The sequence below is a fragment of the uncultured Bacteroides sp. genome (assembly GCF_937912035.1).
Taxonomy (GTDB): Bacteria; Bacteroidota; Bacteroidia; order Bacteroidales; family Bacteroidaceae; genus Phocaeicola.
Window position 1 is genome coordinate 1 of sequence record NZ_CALDPF010000039.1, and the last position, 20,048, is coordinate 20,048.

At 36.1% G+C, this 20,048-nt stretch carries 21 protein-coding genes and 1 tRNA gene; 13 read left to right on the plus strand and 9 right to left on the minus strand.

Features of this window, described 5'->3' with window-relative positions; genetic code table 11:
- Positions 1-358: 358 nt before the first annotated feature.
- Positions 359-433, minus strand: a tRNA-Pro gene (locus tag Q0486_RS11080).
- A 91-nt stretch (positions 434-524) separates the two neighbouring features.
- Entirely contained in the window at positions 525-1,589 is a 1,065-nt protein-coding gene (aroB, locus tag Q0486_RS11085; protein WP_299233131.1) for a 3-dehydroquinate synthase, read from the minus strand.
- Positions 1,590-1,699: 110 nt separating this feature from the next.
- On the opposite strand from aroB, the gene Q0486_RS11090 reads away from it, so the two are divergent.
- From Q0486_RS11090 to cls, 3 genes are all read left to right on the plus strand, one after another.
- Positions 1,700-2,113, plus strand: coding sequence for a hypothetical protein (locus Q0486_RS11090; RefSeq protein ID WP_299233133.1), 414 nt, complete (start codon positions 1,700-1,702; stop codon positions 2,111-2,113).
- 94 nt (positions 2,114-2,207) lie between these two features.
- On the plus strand, positions 2,208-5,087 hold the full coding sequence (locus tag Q0486_RS11095) for a TonB-dependent receptor (RefSeq protein ID WP_299233135.1): 2,880 nt from the start codon (positions 2,208-2,210) through the stop codon (positions 5,085-5,087).
- Positions 5,088-5,223: 136 nt separating this feature from the next.
- A complete protein-coding gene (gene cls, locus Q0486_RS11100) occupies positions 5,224-6,669 on the plus strand; it encodes a cardiolipin synthase (protein ID WP_299233138.1) in 1,446 nt (481 codons plus the stop codon).
- Here cls and Q0486_RS11105 read toward each other — a convergent pair.
- From Q0486_RS11105 to Q0486_RS11115, 3 genes are read right to left on the minus strand one after another with little or no spacing between them, the layout of a single operon-like run.
- Positions 6,641-7,225 (minus strand): RsmD family RNA methyltransferase, encoded by a 585-nt coding sequence (locus Q0486_RS11105; protein WP_299233141.1) that lies wholly within the window; start codon positions 7,223-7,225, stop codon positions 6,641-6,643. The two genes, cls and Q0486_RS11105, sit on opposite strands and share 29 nt — an antisense overlap.
- The gene (locus tag Q0486_RS11110; protein ID WP_299233144.1) at positions 7,216-8,034 is read right to left on the minus strand and encodes a DUF3822 family protein; all 819 of its coding nucleotides are present in this window, start codon (positions 8,032-8,034) and stop codon (positions 7,216-7,218) included. The genes Q0486_RS11105 and Q0486_RS11110 overlap by 10 nt, the downstream gene beginning before the upstream one ends.
- A gap of 15 nt (positions 8,035-8,049) precedes the next feature.
- Positions 8,050-8,736 (minus strand): hypothetical protein, encoded by a 687-nt coding sequence (locus Q0486_RS11115; protein WP_299233147.1) that lies wholly within the window; start codon positions 8,734-8,736, stop codon positions 8,050-8,052.
- Between the two features lie 94 nt (positions 8,737-8,830).
- On the opposite strand from Q0486_RS11115, the gene Q0486_RS11120 reads away from it, so the two are divergent.
- A complete protein-coding gene (locus Q0486_RS11120; protein WP_299233150.1) occupies positions 8,831-10,249 on the plus strand; it encodes an AAA family ATPase in 1,419 nt (472 codons plus the stop codon).
- Here Q0486_RS11120 and Q0486_RS11125 read toward each other — a convergent pair.
- From Q0486_RS11125 to Q0486_RS11135, 3 genes are read right to left on the minus strand one after another with little or no spacing between them, the layout of a single operon-like run.
- Entirely contained in the window at positions 10,221-11,534 is a 1,314-nt protein-coding gene (locus Q0486_RS11125; RefSeq protein WP_299233153.1) for an MATE family efflux transporter, read from the minus strand. The genes Q0486_RS11120 and Q0486_RS11125 overlap by 29 nt on opposite strands.
- Before the next feature lie 18 nt (positions 11,535-11,552).
- Complete coding sequence (locus Q0486_RS11130) at positions 11,553-12,290, minus strand: biotin--[acetyl-CoA-carboxylase] ligase (RefSeq protein ID WP_299233156.1); 738 nt, start codon at positions 12,288-12,290, stop codon at positions 11,553-11,555.
- 26 nt (positions 12,291-12,316) lie between these two features.
- On the minus strand, positions 12,317-12,682 hold the full coding sequence (locus Q0486_RS11135; protein ID WP_299233159.1) for a YraN family protein: 366 nt from the start codon (positions 12,680-12,682) through the stop codon (positions 12,317-12,319).
- A 73-nt stretch (positions 12,683-12,755) separates the two neighbouring features.
- Between Q0486_RS11135 and Q0486_RS11140 the strand changes: the two genes are divergently transcribed.
- The 9 genes from Q0486_RS11140 (at position 12,756) to Q0486_RS11180 (ending at position 18,270) form a co-directional block, all read left to right on the plus strand.
- Positions 12,756-12,989 (plus strand): hypothetical protein, encoded by a 234-nt coding sequence (locus Q0486_RS11140; protein ID WP_235328628.1) that lies wholly within the window; start codon positions 12,756-12,758, stop codon positions 12,987-12,989.
- A 3-nt stretch (positions 12,990-12,992) separates the two neighbouring features.
- Complete coding sequence (locus Q0486_RS11145) at positions 12,993-13,427, plus strand: nucleoside deaminase (RefSeq protein ID WP_299233164.1); 435 nt, start codon at positions 12,993-12,995, stop codon at positions 13,425-13,427.
- Positions 13,428-13,720: 293 nt separating this feature from the next.
- Positions 13,721-14,317 carry a DUF4251 domain-containing protein gene (locus Q0486_RS11150; protein ID WP_299233167.1) on the plus strand — a complete coding sequence of 199 codons (597 nt, stop codon included), beginning with the start codon at positions 13,721-13,723 and terminating at the stop codon, positions 14,315-14,317.
- A gap of 22 nt (positions 14,318-14,339) precedes the next feature.
- Positions 14,340-14,963, plus strand: a complete 624-nt coding sequence (locus tag Q0486_RS11155) for a DUF4136 domain-containing protein (RefSeq protein WP_299233170.1) — start codon at positions 14,340-14,342, stop codon at positions 14,961-14,963.
- A gap of 25 nt (positions 14,964-14,988) precedes the next feature.
- Positions 14,989-15,609 (plus strand): outer membrane beta-barrel protein, encoded by a 621-nt coding sequence (locus Q0486_RS11160; protein ID WP_299233173.1) that lies wholly within the window; start codon positions 14,989-14,991, stop codon positions 15,607-15,609.
- Between the two features lie 18 nt (positions 15,610-15,627).
- Positions 15,628-15,834: a winged helix-turn-helix domain-containing protein gene (locus tag Q0486_RS11165; protein WP_299233176.1), complete on the plus strand. Its 207-nt coding sequence runs from the start codon at positions 15,628-15,630 to the stop codon at positions 15,832-15,834.
- A gap of 310 nt (positions 15,835-16,144) precedes the next feature.
- Complete coding sequence (locus Q0486_RS11170) at positions 16,145-16,738, plus strand: TetR/AcrR family transcriptional regulator (RefSeq protein WP_299233179.1); 594 nt, start codon at positions 16,145-16,147, stop codon at positions 16,736-16,738.
- Positions 16,739-16,774: 36 nt separating this feature from the next.
- On the plus strand, positions 16,775-17,521 hold the full coding sequence (gene fabG, locus Q0486_RS11175) for a 3-oxoacyl-[acyl-carrier-protein] reductase (protein ID WP_154045094.1): 747 nt from the start codon (positions 16,775-16,777) through the stop codon (positions 17,519-17,521).
- Positions 17,522-17,601: 80 nt separating this feature from the next.
- Positions 17,602-18,270, plus strand: a complete 669-nt coding sequence (locus Q0486_RS11180) for an RNA pseudouridine synthase (protein WP_299233184.1) — start codon at positions 17,602-17,604, stop codon at positions 18,268-18,270.
- A 318-nt stretch (positions 18,271-18,588) separates the two neighbouring features.
- Here Q0486_RS11180 and Q0486_RS11185 read toward each other — a convergent pair whose 3' ends face one another.
- A complete protein-coding gene (locus Q0486_RS11185) occupies positions 18,589-19,953 on the minus strand; it encodes a sigma-54 dependent transcriptional regulator (RefSeq protein ID WP_299233186.1) in 1,365 nt (454 codons plus the stop codon).
- Between the last annotated feature and the right edge of the window lie 95 nt (positions 19,954-20,048).

The following is a 20,048-nucleotide window of genomic DNA, read 5'->3' on the forward strand; positions in this document are numbered from 1 at the left end:
TAGCTCGTTGGGCTCATAACCCAAAGGTCGTCTGTTCGAGTCAGGCCTCCGCAACCAATAATTTTGAGAAGTCTAAAAGACTTCTCTTTTTTGTTTCATGCATTTTGTTCACCATAAATATATAATTTAGAATCAGCTTTATAGAAGTATTGAAAGAACTATGGTGTTCAATTTAAAATGACACCGCATTCGAATTAAAATGACACCACATTTTAAATCAAACGTGACGTTTTTTATTCTGGATTTAAAACGGTATGAAGTGTACTGAATTTATGTGCGATAACTATCAATCCAAAGATAATAAATATAAAATTAAAAAGCATCAATAATCATCAGATTATCAATGCTTTATTCTCGGTCGGGATGACTGGATTCGAACCAGCGACCACGCGCCCCCCAGACGCGTACTCTAACCGGGCTGAGCTACATCCCGAATTGCGGATGCAAAATTAGTGCTTTTTTTATAATAAGCAAATTATTTCATTCTTTTTGCATGTCGCACAATACCCAAGTAAATACTGATTTCAACCCATGGTTTCACTATAGAAGTCAAGACTTTCGAATATGTCTTCTTTTGAAACAGTCTGGTTTATTTTAATTTCACCGATATTGCTTAATAAAGTAAAGTTTATAGAACCGGAGGATTCGTTTTTCTTGTCATGAGTCATGAATTCATACAATGTGTCATAGTCCTTGCAGGAGAAGTTAAGCTTTCCGTAGTGTTCTTTAATAAAAGTAACAGTCTGTCTAAGCTTTTCTTTTGGAAAGTTAAGCTTAACATGAGAAAGATAAAGTTCGCAAACCAATCCCCAGGCAACGGCATAGCCATGCAGTACTGGATGCTCAGTTTTTAGAGCGAAACTTTCAAATGCGTGACCTATCGTATGACCTAAATTCAGAGCTTTTCTTATTCCCTTTTCGTTGGGGTCTTGTTCTACAATATTTTCTTTTATTTCTACTGATTTTCCTATCAGTTCTTGTAGTGATTTATAGTCAATATCTTTGTCGAAGTCAAATTTAATCAGTTCTTTCCAGTTGTCTTCAGTACTTATTAATCCGTGTTTCAACATTTCCGCATATCCGGATATTATGTTTTCGTAATCTGAAGTTTTTAGAAATACACTGTCAATTATTACTTCTGATGCGGGAGCAAATGCGCCAATTTCGTTTTTAAGACCGTTGAAATTTATACCTGTTTTTCCTCCCACAGCGGCATCTACCATAGACAGTAACGTAGTTGGTATATTTATAAATTGAATTCCTCTTTTGAATGTTGCAGCTGCAAAACCTCCAAGGTCGGTAACCATACCTCCTCCAAGATTGATTATCAATGAATGACGTGTAGCGCCACCGTTGCTCAACTTCAACCATACGTATGCCAGAGTCTCTAATGTCTTGTTTACGTCTTCTACTCCTATTGTTATATGTGTTGCATTTTTTACCTGATCAATCTCCTGTATTACAGGTAAGCATTGACAAAAAGTATGATTGTCTGTCAGAATGAACAATTTGTCATACTTATGTGATAAAATAGCCTCTTCAAGGTCATTTTTCAGGTTATTGCAGATTATTATTTTCTGTTTGCTCATAATTGAATTATTTTAAAGGCAAAAGTAGAAAAAAAGTTAGAAAAATACATATTTGCATTTACAAATAATTAATTTTGTAATTCGATTTTTAAACTAAATGATATATAATTATGAAAGGAATATTTCCGGTATTTTTTCGTATCTTGGGATATGTGCTTCTTCTGATGTCTGTATTTGTTCCTATGCTTATGTATATGTTCGGCATGGTACAGACTGATGCCAGCTTTGTATACGTCAAACTTGGAGCAAAGTCGGTTATTTGGATATCTTTGTTTTTCATCTTTTTGGCCAAAACAAAAGATGAGGATAGTGTCACATCTTCACTAAGAAATAAGGCTATGAGTTTTGCATTATTTATTTGGGGAATATATTATTTGGCTATTCTGGCATTCTCTGCAATAGAGTTGGATTATCAGCGTGCAGATAATTCAATAGGAATATATTATATGGTAATGAATGTTATCTGTTTTGAATTTCTGCAACAAAAACGTAAAATTGAGAGTAGATTTAATAGAAAAAGCTAAAAAAACGTTATTGGTTTAAACCTTTTGCCCATCTATTTATCAAATGCGTATTGAAAATAAATTATTTAATATGGAATGATATAGTTTTGGGACTATGAAAATTAGGGTTTTGTGTTTTTTGATAGGAGTTTTAACTCCTTTGCTAATCTTCTCACAGGGAAGAACTTCTAGAGGAACCATATCTGGTGTAGTGGTTGATGCCGATGACAAGATGCCTGTTATGCAGGCTACAGTGCAAGTACTTTCGCCAAAGGACAGTACGATGATAACCGGTAACATTACCGATATGGACGGAAAATTTTCTTTGAATACCAAGTTGGGTAAGTATTTGCTTAAAGTTTCGTTTGTCGGGTATAAGCCTGTGTATAAGAATGTGGAAATATCCAGACAGAAACCACGACTTGCTGTTGGTAACATAGAATTATCATCAGATGCTATTATGTTGGAAGGTACTGTTATTGTAGCGCAAGCTCCTGAGGTTACTGCAGTAGCAGATACTCTTGTGTATAATTCTTCTGCTTACAGAGTGCCGGAAGGGTCTGCATTGGAAGAGCTTGTAAAGAAGCTTCCGGGGGCAGAAATAGACGATGATGGTAAAATAACAATCAATGGTAAAGAAATTAAAAAGATTATGGTTGATGGAAAAGAATTCTTTGCCGATGATCCAAATATCGCTTTAAAAAATCTTCCCGTTAACATAATAGATAAAGTGCGTGCATACGACAAGCAGTCTGATATGGCTAAGGCTACAGGTATACAGGATGGTGAAGAAGAAACAGTACTTGACCTTACTGTAAAACCTGGTATGAATAAAGGTTGGTTCGGTAATGCAGATGTCGCAGGTGGTACTCAAGATAGATATAGTGCTAAAGTCTTGTTGAACCGTTTTTATGGAGGCAATCAGTTTACAGTCATAGGATCATCCAATAATGTCAACGACAATGGTTTCCCCGGTGGAGGCGGAGGAGGCGGTTGGAGACGTCAGAATGGTTTGAATACTATACACATGGGAGGTTTAAACTTCGCTACTGAGACAAAGAAATGGAGGAACAACGGTAGTGTGAATTTTAATCTGAAAAACTCAGATATTCGCAGTAAACAGGCATCTGAAACATTCGTTTCCAGCAATACCAGTTCTTTTACTAATGCCATGAATCTTCAAAACAACAAGAATTTGAATCTTACGGCAGATTTCAGAATAGAATGGAATCCTGATTCTATGACTATGGTACTTTTCCGTCCTAGATTCCAATTGGGAGACACGGATAATGGAACAGATTCCAAAACTTATACTTTTAGTGAGGATCCGGAATATTCTACAGATGAACTTATGGGCGCAAATAATTTGACAGAGCTTGTGCCTGAAGAGAATATTATCAATACGATAATAAGGAACAGTCTGTCACGTTCAAATTCTCTCACTCACGGTGCTTCATTGATGTATAACAGACGATTGGGTAAAGCTGGTAGAAATATAACTTTCAGGGGAAGTTATAACTTTACAAATAGTGAATCCGAACAGTTTTCTACTTCTGAAACTAATTATTATCAGAAACCTATAGAAGAACAGCTGGAGATATTGAATCGATATATAACTACTCCTACAAAGAGTTATGAATATAGTGCACGTATTTCATACAGTGAGCCTATACGTAAAAACATGTTTTTGCAGTTCAGCTATAATTTCCAGTATAAGAGAAACCAATCAGACAATTCAACTTTTGACATGCCGAATGATTGGACTGTTTCTCAGGGATTGGCAGGTGATATTAATGGAATATACAACAGTAATTTGAGTAAAAGTGCCGCCTACGATTATTATAATCACCAGGTTGACTTGTCTTACAGATGGATTACCGAAAAATCTCAATTCAATTTAGGAATGTCGTTGCAGCCACAACATACAGAGCTTGACTATAAGAAAGGCGAGTTGGATACTGTAAGTGTACGTAATGTGTTTAATTTTACCCCGACTTTGGATTTCAGATATAAATTTTCCAAGACAAGTCAGTTGAGAATTGATTATAGAGGACGTAGTTCCCAACCTAGCATGACTGACCTTCTACCTATTGAAGATAATACTGACCCTCTTAATGTTAAACAAGGTAATCCTAATTTGAAACCATCCTTTACAAATACTTTGAGAGTAAATTACAATACATTTAATGTTAATACTCAAAGAGGATGCATGGCTTTCTTTACATATAATAATACGTTGAACAGTATAAGCAACCGCCGCACTTATAATGAGCAAACCGGTGGATATACTACAAGACCTGAGAACATAAACGGTAATTGGAATATTTTCGGAATGGTTGGTGGAAATATTGCTTTGAAGAACAAGAAGTATACCATTAATACGTTCACTACTACAAGATATAGTAATATGGTCAGCTATATAAGCAGTAAGCAAGTTACAACAGATTCCGATAAGAATATTACCAAACAGCTTAATTTGGGAGAAAGACTTAGAGGTACTTACAGATCTGAATGGTGGGAAATTTCATTGAATGGTTCGATTAATTATATGCACTCAAGAAACAGTTATCAGACGTCAAGTAATTTGGATACTTATCAGTTCTCGTACGGTGCCAGTACGAATATCAATTTACCATGGAATATGTCGATATCTACAGATTTGTCGCAGAATTCAAGACGTGGATATGCTGATGAGTCTATGAACCGCGATGAATTGTTGTGGAATGCTCAGATTTCCCAGAATTTCCTTAAGGGAAATGCTGCAACAATAAGTGTACAGTTTTATGACATTTTGAGAAACCAGAGTAATATCAGTCGTGTAATATCAGCTGCAATGCGTTCCGATACAGAATATAATGCGATATATAGCTATTGTATGGTACATTTCATATATCGTCTTAATCTGTTTGGAGGAAAACAGGGAGGACGTCCTATGGGAGGTCCAGGATTTGGTCCTTCCGGACATGGCCCTGGGTTTGGTGGACATAGAAGATAATAAAATCAGAATCTGGTATAATGACTGCATAAATCTCTAATCGGTTTATGCAGTTTTTTGTTATATAAACCCTCTGAATAGTATATTAATTGAAGAAAAAAACTTATTTTTGTTTTGTACCTGATTTTGTAATATTATGAGTGATATATTCTTTACTCTTTTTTATTTTACGTACATGTTGGTTATCCTGTCAACAGTTGTTTTTGTTGTGCTTGACAATAGAAACCCTGTAAAGGCTATGGCATGGATACTTGTTCTTTTTTTTCTTCCATTAATAGGGTTGGTATTATATTTTTTTTTGGGACGCAGCAACAGAAAAGAGCGTCTGATAAGCAGGAAAGGCTATTCAAGACTCATAAAGCGTCCTATGTCTGAGTATCAGATGCAGGAGTCACTAAATATTAATTCTGACAAAACAAGAATAATGTCATTTTTCAAGAAGGTAAATAATGCTTTGCCATTTGAAGGTAATAGTGTTGAAACTTTTACTGATGCCAATTCCATGTATCTTTCGCTACTGAAATCAATTTATACAGCCAAACATCATATTCATATAGAATTCTATATAATTGAGGATGATTCAGTGGGGCGTCTTTTTAGAGATGCCTTGATTGACAAATCCAGGCAGGGAGTAAAGATCAGGGTGCTTTATGATGATGTCGGGTGCTGGAAAGTAAGACATGAGTTTTTTGAGCAAATGCTTTGTGAAGGTATCGAAGTACAGTCGTTCCTTAAAGTCAGATTTCCGGCATTTACTTCTAAGGTAAATTATAGAAATCATCGTAAGATTGTAGTTATTGATGGTAAAGTTGGCTATATAGGTGGAATGAATATAGCTTACAGATATTTGTATGGATTGTCATGGGGAATATGGAGAGATACACATGTCAGAATTGAAGGTAGGGCTGTATACGGACTTCAGACAGCTTTCCTAACGGACTGGTTTGCCGTTGACAGATCGCTTATAACTTCTCCTGAATATTTTCCAAAAATGGATAACATCTGTAGTAATGAGACTGAGGCTTGTTACAGTGATTCCATAGCCCAGATTGTAACATCCGATCCTGTTGGTAAATGGCGGGATATAATGCAGGGCTATGTTATGGCAATCAGCAGTGCAAAGAACTATATATATATCCAGACACCATATTTTCTTCCTACAGAACCTGTATTATTGGCTTTACAGTCTGCAGCTCTAGCTGGAGTTGATGTCAGGATTATGATACCCAAACGTGGTGATTCATTGATTATACATAAAGGTACTATGTCATATATTGATGATATGTTGGAGGCTGGTGTGAAAGTATATCTGTATAAAAAGGGATTTCTTCATTCCAAGTTAATGGTAAGCGACGATTATATTTCAACTGTTGGTTCCACTAATATGGACTTCAGGAGTTTTGAACATAATTTTGAAGCCAATGCCTTCTTTTATGATAATAAGACGGCATTGGCTTTAAAAGAAATTTTTAATAATGACGTAAAATCGTGTATGCTTTTGTCACAGAAAATATGGGATTCACGTTCTGGCAAAAATAAACTTACAGAATCTGTCATTCGCTTGTTTTCACCTCTGTTGTAGATATTTCTGAATTAATTTCTTTATACCCGAAAAATGAGAAGTTTACGCTTCCATAATATCTATGCTCAATAAAATGTGGATGTGATGTGAAACTGAGGTCTTTCCCGTGTTCAAGGACAAAAAGTCCATCCTCTTTGAGCAATCCATATTTGAATATAAGATCCGGAATATCAGGAAGCTTTTCAAGTGCGTATGGAGGATCTGCAAAGATAAAATCGAATTTATCATTACATTTTTCAATATATTTGAATACATCTCCTCGTAGAACGAAACATTTGTCTGTTTTTACCTCTTTCATAATTTTGTTTATGAAAGCAAAGTGCTGAGGATCTTTTTCTACTGATATAACCTTGTCGCATCCTCTTGAAATCAATTCTATACTTATACTTCCTGTTCCAGCAAAAAGATCCAGTGCTGAGACTCCATCTTCGAAGTCTATATAATTGTTCAATACATTGAACAGGTTTTCTTTGGCAAAGTCTGTAGTAGGTCTTGCCTTGAATGTGTGTGGAACATCAAATCTTCTTCTCTTATAAATACCGCTAATTACTCGCATAATATTAATGATTGTACATCAAACGGAATATTTTCTATTTTCGAGATTTCTGAATTGTTGAATTCCGCTTGTGGGTTAATACTATAAACGTGACTAATATACTTCTTCAATTCTGGTATAATAATATTCTTTAATTCCTTAATTCCAGTGATATGTAATTCGTCTCTATTCTGATCGAATCCCGTCTTTTGCCAGATATTAAGAATAAAGTAGTTTATGTCGTTAGGTGAAACTGATTGGTAAGTATTGGCAAGCATTAGTCTTCCATTGTCCATTGCTATAACGTCAATGTTCTCATTGTTAATGTTCAAGTATAGTTTTTTGCAATTTCCCAACCTACTTCTTATTGTCAGAAATTCTATTTGTGGACTTATAGATGAAAAGAATCTTGCATTGGGAAAATGTTCTGAAAGAAATACATGAGTCAGTTTGTCTAGTGAAAAAATTACAACCGAATTGCTGTTACTAAGTACATTGCACAATACTATCTCATTCCTTTTTTCTCTTACATTGTGATAAAATACTTGTTCCATAGATTCATCTTCAAAAAAGTCCAAAGGAACTATTGTATATCTTTTAGAGTGAATGAGAATATTTGTTTGCTTGAATTTATATTTAAGTTCATCTGTTGCAGAAAGAAATGATTTCACATTAGCGGCCATAGAACGTTGTGTATTGACAGGGTATGTACGGCTGTAGAAATCACTTCCTATAATCGGGCTATAGATAGAAAAAGAAAATCCATCCGTACTAAGACGGATGGATAATATATATTGTTCCGATTTATTAAAATCTAAATCTTTTGTCATTTATAATGATATTGGTTATTCCCAGTTTCCTGCATTATTGTTTGGCTGTTCAATATCACCAACTCTCAAACCGCAGTATTTGCCAAGCTTAGACTGCATGTCTTTCAAGTTTGCCAATTCCTGTCTGTTAATACCTTCCAAATATACGTCGTATGCAACCTGTGCCTGGAACAAATTAAGAGGAGCACCTGATTTCATAGTATCTTTACGTACTGCCATTTCGAATTTAGCTCCATTACCGTAAGGAACGTAGCAAAGAGAATCTGGATTGAATCCTTTTGTAAAGATAGTATCAAGTACTGCTACCCACATTGTATCACGACGGAAGTTTTGTAATCCTTCTTTTTCTACTTCTTTATAGTTACCTGTTTTTTTAGCCTTGTTAATGATAGCCATTGCTTTCTTTTCAGTCATACCGGCCTCAAGCTGAGCATCTGTCAAAGATCCTACTTTAAGGATGAATGGAAGTTTTGCAGTTTTTACGAAGTCAATCAAAGTGTCAAAGTCTGCTGTATAAGCACCCTGATGCATACCACGATATTCCTGCTGTGCCTTACGGATGTCGATAAGACGGGCGATGATTGCTTTCTCTCTTAAATCTCTTTCTTTGTCAAAATTGATTGGACCCATAACACTGCCATAGCAGATGTAAACCAGACCTACTACGCAGGCTGCTAAAACAAGATTAATAACTGTTTTCATGATAATATTATTTTTTTAGTTTATATTCGTAGCGCAAAAATAAAATAAATAACTTGAACAACGTAAATATTACTCAATCTTTTTATCTACTTTTATGTTAAATAACTATTTAACGCAACAAATTAAGCGAAATTTTTGTTACAAACCAACAGATGAGCAAGAAAAAGCTATAGAATGTATAGCAGAATTCTTGTTTAACCCCCAAAATGATGCTTTGTTATTACTTAAAGGTTATGCCGGAACCGGTAAGACCACATTGATTGGAGCCGTTGTCAAGACTTTGTCTGAACTTCGTGCTGGTTATGTGCTGATGGCTTCTACCGGAAGAGCAGCCAAAGTATTTTCTCATTACTCAGGAGTTTCTGCTTATACAATACATAAGAAGATTTATCGCCAGAAATCTTTTTCTAATGATTTAGATAATTTTTCGTTGAATGACAATCTTCACAAGAATACGTTGTTTATAGTAGATGAGGCATCTATGATTTCTAACGATGGACTTTCAGGAGCGTCATTCGGAAGTGGAAGACTGCTTGATGATCTGATAGAGTATGTATATGCTGGTCAAGGATGTCGCCTTATTATAATAGGTGATGATGCGCAGTTACCTCCGGTAGGCGAGGATGAAAGTCCAGCTTTGTGTGCTGACGTGTTGCGTGGCTATGGACTTGATGTTACAGAATGTATTTTGACAGAGGTAATCCGATATTCTGGTAGAAACGGAATACTTTTTAATGCAACTATGCTTCGTGAAAGAATGCTTACAGATGATATATACAATCTTCCTGTATTATCACTCAAGGCTTATGATGACATATCTTCTGTTTCTGGAAGCGAATTGATTGAAACCATAAACTCATCATATAGCGAGGTTGGTATGGATGAGACTATGATAATTTGTCGATCCAACAAACGGGCTTACCTTTATAATAAAGGAATCAGAAACACAATTCTTTATCGTGAAGACGAATTGAATACTGGTGATATACTTATGATAGCAAAGAATAACTATCATTGGACGACAGACTGTAAGGAGATGGATTTTATTGCAAACGGAGATATAGCAGTGGTACGTCGTGTGCGAAGGACACAAGAAATGTATGGATTCAGGTTTGCTGATGTTGTGTTGTCTTTTCCTGACCATAATGATATTGAGTTTGAACTAAAGATTTTACTCGATACACTTCATTCAGATTATCCTTCGCTGTCAAGAGAAGACAGCGACCGCTTGTTCAATGCCGTAATGGAAGACTATTCTGATATAACCAACAAGAGGGAACGTATGAAGAAACTAAAGGAAGACAGTTTCTATAATGCTCTCCAGGTGAAATATGCATACGCTGTAACATGCCATAAGGCACAGGGTGGACAGTGGAAAAGAATATTTATAGACCAGGGATATATTACCGAAGATACTTTTACACCCGATTATTACCGTTGGTTATATACCGCCTTGACACGAGCCAGTGAGAAACTTTATCTTGTCAACTGGCCCGAAAGTCAGATTGAATAAGACGATAGGTTAGTATAGTTTGGACACTTCCTCTTACGAACAGATATAAAATGAAAGCCATCCATAGAGAATGATTTCCCAGCGCATTGTCTGATAAATAGTATGTTGAGAAAAATACAACGGAAGCTACCAATATAGAGCGCAGCATTATGCCTGTCGCTGTGGATCCTATGCATATTCCATCGAGAATGAAAGCCATAAATCCGGCAAAAGGTATTGCCAGTACCCAATAGTAATATTCGGATGAATTTTTTATCACATCAGTATCGTCTGTGAGTAACTGTAGAAAGTCTTTTCCGCCAATTGTATATAATAAGGTGAAGAACACTGCAACTCCGCTTCCCCAGTAAATAAGATGTTTGACTGTCTGACGAAGAAGTATGTTGTTTCGGCTGCCTATATGCTTGCCTACCAAAGCTTCTCCTGCATATGCAAATCCGTCCATTATATATGAGAAGATTGTAAACAGCTGCATTAGCAGAGTGTTAACAGCAAGGGTAATATCTCCGTATGCCGCTCCGGACGATGTAAAGAACACTGTAACCGCCACTATGCATAAGGTCCTGAAAAATATATCTCTGTTTACTTTGAAGAAAATAGACATACTTTTCTTGTTGAAAACATTAGCAGAAGATATGTCCCATGTATATTTTCTGGTATATTTAAGTCCAAGAAGAATACCCATCATTAATCCTGCATATTGCGCAATTACAGTACCGTATGCCACACCTTCTATTTTCATTCCTATTCCCTTTACAAAAAAAAGACTTGCAGCAATGTTTATTACGTTCTGTGTTATGACTATGAACATAGGGTACTTGGAGTTTTGCATTCCAAGAAACCAACCTGTGAAACTGTATAGCCCCAGTACAGCTGGAGCTCCCCAAATGCATATATGGAAATATTCCGAAGCGTATGTTTTTACATCTGCACTGGCATCAATAAAAAGAAAGGCTATGCTGACAATGGGTGTTTGCAGCACAATAAGTATGGTTGCCAGCAGAATGCTAATTCCCATTGATCGTAGCAGTATATTACGGCATTCGTTGTTATTTCTACTTCCGTATGCTTGTGATGTCAGACCTCCTGTTCCCATTCTCAGGAAACCAAAAATCCAGTAAATCATATTGAACAGCATACCTCCTACGGCTATGGCACCTATGTATGCAACATCTCCCAAATGTCCGGTTATGGTTACATCTACCAGTCCCAGTAGTGGTACTGTGATATTCGAAATGATTGATGGTATGGCTATCTGCAGAATTTCCTTGTTTGTCTGGTTCATGTTTCTGTGTTTGTTATATTATATAATGTATGACACTTCCTTGAACAGATATTTTCTCACGTTTCCTTCTCTGTCTTTAAGTACGAGGCGTCCGTCTTTCTCTATATCCTCTATTGTAGCGTCAAATGCTCCATTGTCGTCTTTATACTTATGGAAACCATCTTTCCTGTATATGGCATCAAAATATTTTTTTCGGATAAAATCACTTTCTCCATTCTCGTACATATTATAATAGCCGCTTGCTGAGTTCATTATTTTGTGAAGAACAGATTCAATATCATATTCCTGTCCAGTGATCTGTGATAGTGAGACTGGATTAGGCGCGCCACTTCTGAAAACTTTCTGATTCAGATTTACACCGGTTCCAGAGATGGAACGTTCTATGTTCATGCCGTTCAAGTCGTTTTCTATGAGTGTTCCGCAGATTTTCTTGTCCATCCAATAGATGTCGTTGGGCCATTTTATGCTTATCCCGTCAGTGTATTCCGACAGAGTATCGAACAATGCAAGAGCAGTAATCTGCAGCAGTATGAAATGTTCTCTGGCAGGCAGTTCCTTCGGAAAAACCACAAAGCTGAACAGCAGATTCTTTCCGTTTTCTGATTCCCACTTGTTTCCTCGCTGTCCTCTGCCGTCGGTTTGAAAAGATGAATATACAGATGTAAGGTCTTTTGTACAATCTTTTGAACAAATTTCTGCCAGACTTACGTTTGTAGAAATAGTCTGTGGTATATATATAGGTTCGGGATAATTCATTGTAAATCTTTAATTAATGTATTGTTTTACCATACTGGAGAAATAAAGGCATCCTCAATATGTTTTATCTTGAAATTTCCGTTTTGTCCGGTTATGGATATAATGTCAAACCTTACATTAAGGTCAATCATATTTTTCTTTATATACACATCTGCAGCATTGATAATCCTTCTTATCTTTTTGTCGGACACTGTGTATTCAGGTTCACCATAAACATTGGTACTTCTTGTTCTTATTTCTGCAATAATCAGGCAGTTGTCTTTTCTTGCTATTATATCCAATTCCAATTTTCTCCATGTCCAGTTTCTTTCCTTTATCTCGTATCCTTTTTCCTGAAGAAACTGACATGCAATGTCTTCTCCTGTTTTTCCTAAAATGTTATGTTGAGCCATTTTGTCATTTTTTGCAAAAATACTTATTTATTTTTTCTTAATTAACCGGAAGTAGATTAATTTTGCACACTGAATGATAGCAAAAGGTAAAACAAGAAAGAGAGTACCGTCATCTGTTCCACCGCGCAAGCAGCGTATGGTATGTCTGATGAGTGAAGAAGAAATCCGCATTGTGGAATGTTATCTCAAGAAATATAAGATAACAAACAAGGCGAGATGGCTTCGTGAGACCGTATTGTCTCATATCCATCAGCAGTTGGACGATGATTATCCTACTCTTTTTAATGAACATGAAATGCGCAGGTAGTATATGGCAGACGATAAATTCTATATGAAGCAAGCCCTTGTCGAGGCAGAGCGTGCGGCAGAGAGGGGAGAGGTTCCGGTGGGGGCCGTAGTGGTTTGTCGTGACCGTATAATAGCTCGTGCACATAACTTGACCGAAACTTTGAATGATGTTACGGCTCATGCAGAGATGCAGGCTATTACTGCGGCAGCAAATGCTTTGGGAGCAAAGTATTTGAATGACTGTACGCTTTATGTCACTGTAGAGCCATGTGTGATGTGTGCCGGTGCAATAGCTTGGGCACAAACTGGGAAACTGGTATTTGGTGCGTCTGATGAGAAAAGGGGATATCAGCGTTATGCTCCGGATGCGCTTCATCCAAAGACTGTAGTTGTTTCCGGAATTTTAGCTGACGAATGTGCTGATTTGATGAAGGATTTCTTCAAGAAAAGAAGGTGATTTTTTTTATAGTTTCTAATGCTGTTTTTTATAGATAATTTTTTGCTTCTTCCATAAAATAATACACTTCAGAATGTATCTTCCCGGCTTGGGTGTTTCTTCTGTTTAAAATCCACTAAATATTCTTGATATTTGCATTAAAAGATAATTCTACAGGCAGTATTTCTGTGAAATCTATATTTACTAGATAGAAACAGATAAAAATGTAATTGTAGGATTGTAAGCTTAAGCATGATTGTACAATAATGTGATATTTGAGTTCAATATTTTGTGTAATTATTAAATGTAAGATTATGAACAGATTGTTTATATTTTTATTTGTATCCTTTTTCTCGTCAGCAATTTTGAATGCCCAAAGTTTTTCGGAAAGAAGGAAAGCAGACAGAGAAAGGTGGTATAAAGAAAAAGAACAGGTAGAATCGCTCAAAAGACGAAGAAAAGAAGTTAGTGAATTTCAGATTGACCATAATGCATCAGCTACAGCATTAGAAGAACGAAAGTTTGTGTTGGAGGCAGACAGAATTGTTTTCAAATATGGTCAGAGTGTTTATGTCAATTCGAATACAAATTTTATTTCTCTTTTTGATGATGAGGCTGCTGTGCAAATTTCGCCAATGAATGCTCACCCTGGGTTCAATGGCTTGGGAGGAATAACGCTTGACGGACGTACTTCGGATGTGAAAGTTACACGTGACAGGAAAAACAATATTCGATTATCTATGAATATAATGGGAGTTGCAATATCTGCCAGAGTTGATATTATTCTTTACGAAGGAAGTGATCAGGCTTATGTTACTATTAATCCGAATTTTAATTCAAACAGAATAGAACTTATTGGAAAAATTGTTCCTTTTGAACAATCGAAAGTGTTCAAAGGTACTTCAATTTAATTAATTCTTAAAATTTACAGATATGAAAAAATGGTTATTGGCATCGTTTGCTGTTCTGATAATGGCATCGTGCGAGAAGGAACACGGATTGGACAATGATTATCTGGTTTATACAAATTATGATAATTCTTTTAACTTCAAGGATTATTCGACATTCTATATTCCAGACAAGATAATGGCTATAAGTTATGAGATAGAACCTGATTATATAGAAGGAGATATGGCCGATAGGATTGTACGTATGTATGTTGATAATATGGAAGCTATGGGATATACCAGAGTGGAAAATAAGGAAGATGCAGATCTTGGTATTCAGCTTACATACATAAATGATACTCACCACTTTGTGTCATATTTTGATTCGCCATACTGGTGGTGGGGGTATTCCGGATATTGGTCACCGTCGTTTTGGGGTAATTGGGGATACTGGTATTATCCTTATCCTGTAAGCTACTCATACAGTGAAGGCTCACTACTGACAGATATGGTGAATTTGAAGGCCGAGCAAGGTGATGAAGAGAAACTTCCTGTAGTATGGAACTCTTATATTAGCGGTTTGTCAACTGGATCAAAATATATGGATACCTCGCTTTTAGTTAGAGGAGTAAACCAAAGTTTCCTTCAGTCTGGATATTTAAAGAAATAGATTAATGAATTAAAATATTTATGATATGAAAACTATAGTTAAACGTCAGATAGTTGCAATAGTTCTGTTTCTGATATGTGTGATTCCTGTATTGGCACAGGGATATACCAGAGGACATTTTAGTGTAGGTTGGCAGTATGGTTCACCGTTTGCGACCGATTTTGCAGATAACCCAAGTGGTTATGGAATGTCTTTTGACGGTGGATATTACATCAATCCTTTTCTTTCAGTTGGTGGATTTGTAAGTTTCCAGAGGAATTATGAATATGTACCTAGAGCCACATATCCGGTAGGAGAGACAGGATCAGTAACAACTGACCAGCAGCATTGTCTGCATCAGATTCCGTTTGGAGCATATTTAAGATACAGGTTATTTACGGGAACTTTCCAGCCTTTTTTTGGAATAAAGGCCGGTGCAAACTATATGTACGCTTATTCGGATCTGCCTACAGCAAGATATTATGATGACACATGGGGATTCCATTTGTCTCCGGAAATTGGTGTAGCCATATTTCCGTTTAAGGATAGCAGATTAGGCTTCAATATAGCAGGATATTACAGTTATTCTACTAATCAGTCTAAGATTTTTTCTTATGATATGAACGGAGTGAATAATGCAGGTTTCAGGCTAGGTTTGATTTTCTAACTTTCAAAAAATACAATTATGATACGTATTAATGGTATGTTTGTTGATAAAGCAAAGTTGCTTTACAACGTTTTGGTAAGTTTAGGTCAAAGTACATTCAATGAGCTGAAAGAGAAAACGAATCTTACAGATGTTGATTTATGTATGGCTTTGTGTGGCTTGATGAAAGTTAACAAGATATATCAGAAGAAGGTTGATGATGAAATAATTTATGGTATCGCATGAAAGTGTTTTTTTAAGGTACTATCTTCATAAGTTATGTATGTGTAAAATAAGGAAGATAAATAAGGCTAATAAACCTTTTTAAAACAACATGTTGTTTGCATTAAAATTCCTTGTCGTTTTAATTAGAATGACAGGGAATTTTTTTTTTATGTTTACAGAAGCTGATTTAGCATTATTTTTGCTCGAATCTGCGGCCTATGAAACAGTATTGTAGAGTGAATAACAAAATTTACCATATATTTGTATTATATGATATAAAGATGTATTTTTGCACACAGATACAGATGATGTGCAATAGAATGAAGATAATATGACAGTATTAAAAACCAGAGCCAAACTAGTGGATGTTGCCAGACAACTTTTTGCAAAAAAAGGAGTTGAGGATACTACTATGAATGATATTGCTATTGCTTCAAAAAAAGGGCGAAGGACACTATATACATATTTCAAGAGTAAGGAAGAAATATATATGGCTGTGGTTGAAGCTGAAATCGAAATGTTATATCAAACACTGCATAAAGTGGCACAGAAAGACATTTCGCCTGAGAAAAAAATATTGGAACTTATATTTACACATCTGGAGACTACCAAGACTATTGTTTATAGGAATGGAACTTTAAGAGCTGATTTCTTTCGTGATATATGGAAGGTGGAGGCAGAAAGAAAAGATTTTGACATAAAGGAGGTTGCTTTGTTCAAAAAGATACTTCAGGAAGGTAAAGAGGCTGGTGTGTTTGATATTGATGATGTGGAAATTACGGCTTCTATTCTTCATTTCTGTATAAAAGGTATAGAAGTTCCGTTTATAAGGGGACAGATAGCCGAGGAACTTGATGACGAAACATCGTGGAGGTATGTCAAAAAGATAGTTTATGGAGCTTTGGGATGCAAGGCTGATGATTAATAATATAAAGACAGTAATATTTTAAACTAAATAATTATGGGATTATTAACTGGAAAAACTGCTATCGTAACTGGTGCTGCTCGTGGTATCGGTAAGGCTATAGCATTGAAGTTTGCTGCAGAAGGAGCAAACATTGCGTTTACTGATTTGGTAATCGATGAAAACGGATTGAACACAGAAAAGGAAATTGCAGCTTTCGGTGTTAAGGTTAAAGGTTATGCTTCGAATGCTGCAAATTTTGAGGATACTGCAAAGGTCGTTGAACAGATCAAGGAAGAATTCGGTTCAATTGATATCCTTGTAAACAATGCAGGTATTACAAAAGACGGATTAATGATGCGTATGAGCGAAGCTCAGTGGGATGCTGTTATTGCTGTAAACTTGAAGTCTGCATTCAACTTCATACATGCTTGTACTCCAATCATGATGCGTCAGAAGAGTGGTAACATCATCAATATGGCATCTGTAGTAGGTGTACACGGAAATGCAGGTCAGTGCAACTATTCTGCGTCTAAGGCAGGTATGATTGGTTTGGCTAAATCTATTGCTCAGGAACTTGGTTCTCGTGGTATACGCGCAAACGCTATCGCTCCTGGATTTATTATCACAGAAATGACAGCACAGCTTTCTGATGAAGTTAAGGCTGAATGGAACAAACGTATTCCTTTGCGTCGTGGCGGTACTCCTGAAGATGTTGCAAATACTGCATTGTATCTTGCTTCTGACTTGTCTGCATATGTTTCAGGTCAGGTTATTCAGGTTGACGGTGGTATGAATATGTAATTTTCATATACGATATAGTTTGGGCACAGGCTTCGTTGGTATAATGAAATCTGTGCCTGTTTTTTTATAAATATATTCCTATGACTGTAGTTTACGAAGATAATCATATAATAATAGTAAATAAAACTGCCTCTGAAATTGTCCAGGGTGATAAAACTGGAGATACTCCTCTTTCCGAGACCGTAAAACAGTATTTGAAAGAAAAATATAATAAGCCTGGCAATGTGTTTATCGGGGTTACTCACAGGTTGGACAGACCTGTAAGTGGTCTTGTGGTCTTTGCCAAAACAAGTAAGGCATTGAGTCGCCTGAATGATATGTTCAGACAGGGTGAAGTGGAGAAGACTTATTGGGCTATAGTAAAGAATGCACCGGCTGCAGAAGAAGGAACTTTGGTACATTATATGATTAAAAATGAAAAGCAGAATAAATCCTATGCATATGATAAGGAAGTGAAAGGATCCAAAAAAGCTATTTTGGATTACAGACTTATCGGGCATTCGCAAAATTATTTTCTGCTTGAAGTAAATCTGCATACCGGACGACATCATCAGATACGTTGCCAATTGGCAAAGATGGGATGTCCGATTAAGGGTGATTTGAAATACGGATTTCCACGTTCCAATCCTGATGGAAGTATTTGCCTGCATTCTCGTAGAGTAAAATTTGTACATCCGGTGTCAAAAGAAATTATAGATGTAACAGCTGATTTGCCTTCCGGAAATTTATGGAATGGTTTTGGTGTATAAAAATAAAAGAGCATGCTTCACAGCGTGCTCTTTTCCGTTTTTAACACATAGGCATCTTCATTATCATAAGATTGTAGATTTATGTATATTGATATACAATCTCAGAAAATTTATTCTATGGGGTTGGGTTTTGTGTGTTTTGTCTAGCTTTATTTAATTTTTAAATCTTATTCGCTTAATGTTTAGCAAAAGCTGTGCCAGATAATATGTTCTTTATGCATTGTTTTGTTTATCAATTTGTTATATAAAAAAATATTCCACATATATAAAAGTTGTGTATGTGGAATATTTGTAGAGTGTGTGGAATTTTTCTACACATTATTGTGGAATTTCGTAATGCTTTAATTTATTGTATAGAGTTTTTCTGTCTATTCCAAGTAGGCTTGCTGCTTTTGATTTGTTGTTTCCTGTCTGTTTTAGAGCATTGATGATTAATTGTTTTTCGGTTTCTTCCTTATTTAGTGAGGAACCAATAATTATTTGATTTTCTTCTATGGTTTGTCTTTCGCTTATTTCTTCTCCCAATTCGTTTGGACTAATAAAATCCCCTTTAGCGAGCAGAGTAGCCCTTTTAACTACATTCTTTAATTGCCTTAAGTTTCCGGGCCATTCATATTTCTGAAGTGTAGCGCTTGCTGCAGTATCAAATCCTATTAGATCTTTGTCTAATTCTTTGTTTGCTTGGTCTAGAAAAAAATTTGCGAAAAGAAGAATATCTTCCTGTCGTTCTTTGAGTGAAGGCATACGTAAGGTGAATTCATTGATTCTATGATATAAATCTTCTCTGAATGTTCCCTTTGATATAGCTTCTTTCAGGTTTTCGTTTGTTGCACAAATCAATCTTACGTCAACTTGTATTTCTTTAGTCGAACCGATTTTTCTTACTCGTCTTTCCTGAAGGGCTCTTAATAGTTGCACTTGTACTTCATAACTTAAGTTTCCTATTTCATCGAGGAAGAGTGTTCCTCCGTTTGCCTCTTCAAAAGCCCCAGTCTTGTCTGTAAGGGCACCGGTGAATGAACCTTTCACATGTCCGAAGAATTCGGATGCGGCAAGATCTTTGGGTATTGAACCACAGTCTATTGCTATGAATGGCTTTTCGCTTCGTTTGCTCAACTGATGTATTCTGTGGGCTACATATTCTTTTCCTGTTCCGCTCGCTCCGTTTATTAATACAGACATTTGGGTCGGTGCTACAAGATTTACATAGCTGAAAAGTTGGCGTGCGGCTTCGCTTTCTCCTTCAAGAAAATTATTAGTATAAGCTTCAGTCGTATTTTCTTTTTTCTTTCCTTTTTGTGTAGAAGTCTTTTCTGCCTTTGACGAATCCAATGCTTCATTAATTTTCTTCAGAAGTTCATCAGGTTGCACAGGTTTTTGTATATAGTCAGTGGCTCCCAGTTTCATAGCTGTAACAGCATTCTGTATTTCTCCGTAACTGGTCATCATTATGAAAGGAGTATTTATATCAAGTTCTCTCATCCAAGTAAGCAGCTGCATACCATCTTGGTCCGGGAGTCTTAAGTCTGATAGTAGCAGATTGAATTCCTTTGACGTAATAAGTTTACGGGCTTTTGAACACGTGCCCGCAGTTTCTACATCAAAGCCTTTTTTACCAAGCCAGGTCTTTAGCATGGTAGAGAATGTGAGGTCGTCTTCGACAATTAAAATAGACGGAATCATATATTGTTAATATTTTTATTTTTACAAAGTTAATCTATTAATTCCAACCAATAGTTTTTACAATCCTTATTTTTATAAATATTATCTAATGAAAT

Bases quoted from the DNA above. Each gene is read 5' to 3' on its own strand.
- Q0486_RS11145 (WP_299233164.1), top strand. From the start codon at position 12,993: ATGGCAGACGATAAATTCTATATGAAGCAAGCCCTTGTCGAGGCAGAG.
- Q0486_RS11165 (WP_299233176.1), top strand. From the start codon at position 15,628: ATGATACGTATTAATGGTATGTTTGTTGATAAAGCAAAGTTGCTTTAC.
- Q0486_RS11090 (WP_299233133.1), top strand. From the start codon at position 1,700: ATGAAAGGAATATTTCCGGTATTTTTTCGTATCTTGGGATATGTGCTT.
- Q0486_RS11150 (WP_299233167.1), top strand. From the start codon at position 13,721: ATGAACAGATTGTTTATATTTTTATTTGTATCCTTTTTCTCGTCAGCA.
- cls (WP_299233138.1), top strand. From the start codon at position 5,224: ATGAGTGATATATTCTTTACTCTTTTTTATTTTACGTACATGTTGGTT.
- Q0486_RS11170 (WP_299233179.1), top strand. From the start codon at position 16,145: ATGACAGTATTAAAAACCAGAGCCAAACTAGTGGATGTTGCCAGACAA.
- fabG (WP_154045094.1), top strand. From the start codon at position 16,775: ATGGGATTATTAACTGGAAAAACTGCTATCGTAACTGGTGCTGCTCGT.
- aroB (WP_299233131.1), bottom strand. From the start codon at position 1,589: ATGAGCAAACAGAAAATAATAATCTGCAATAACCTGAAAAATGACCTT.
- Q0486_RS11115 (WP_299233147.1), bottom strand. From the start codon at position 8,736: ATGAAAACAGTTATTAATCTTGTTTTAGCAGCCTGCGTAGTAGGTCTG.
- Q0486_RS11130 (WP_299233156.1), bottom strand. From the start codon at position 12,290: ATGAATTATCCCGAACCTATATATATACCACAGACTATTTCTACAAAC.
- Q0486_RS11110 (WP_299233144.1), bottom strand. From the start codon at position 8,034: ATGACAAAAGATTTAGATTTTAATAAATCGGAACAATATATATTATCC.
- Q0486_RS11160 (WP_299233173.1), top strand. From the start codon at position 14,989: ATGAAAACTATAGTTAAACGTCAGATAGTTGCAATAGTTCTGTTTCTG.
- Q0486_RS11155 (WP_299233170.1), top strand. From the start codon at position 14,340: ATGAAAAAATGGTTATTGGCATCGTTTGCTGTTCTGATAATGGCATCG.
- Q0486_RS11105 (WP_299233141.1), bottom strand. From the start codon at position 7,225: ATGCGAGTAATTAGCGGTATTTATAAGAGAAGAAGATTTGATGTTCCA.
- Q0486_RS11185 (WP_299233186.1), bottom strand. From the start codon at position 19,953: ATGATTCCGTCTATTTTAATTGTCGAAGACGACCTCACATTCTCTACC.
- Q0486_RS11180 (WP_299233184.1), top strand. From the start codon at position 17,602: ATGACTGTAGTTTACGAAGATAATCATATAATAATAGTAAATAAAACT.
- Q0486_RS11095 (WP_299233135.1), top strand. From the start codon at position 2,208: ATGAAAATTAGGGTTTTGTGTTTTTTGATAGGAGTTTTAACTCCTTTG.
- Q0486_RS11125 (WP_299233153.1), bottom strand. From the start codon at position 11,534: ATGAACCAGACAAACAAGGAAATTCTGCAGATAGCCATACCATCAATC.
- Q0486_RS11140 (WP_235328628.1), top strand. From the start codon at position 12,756: ATGATAGCAAAAGGTAAAACAAGAAAGAGAGTACCGTCATCTGTTCCA.
- Q0486_RS11120 (WP_299233150.1), top strand. From the start codon at position 8,831: ATGTTAAATAACTATTTAACGCAACAAATTAAGCGAAATTTTTGTTAC.
- Q0486_RS11135 (WP_299233159.1), bottom strand. From the start codon at position 12,682: ATGGCTCAACATAACATTTTAGGAAAAACAGGAGAAGACATTGCATGT.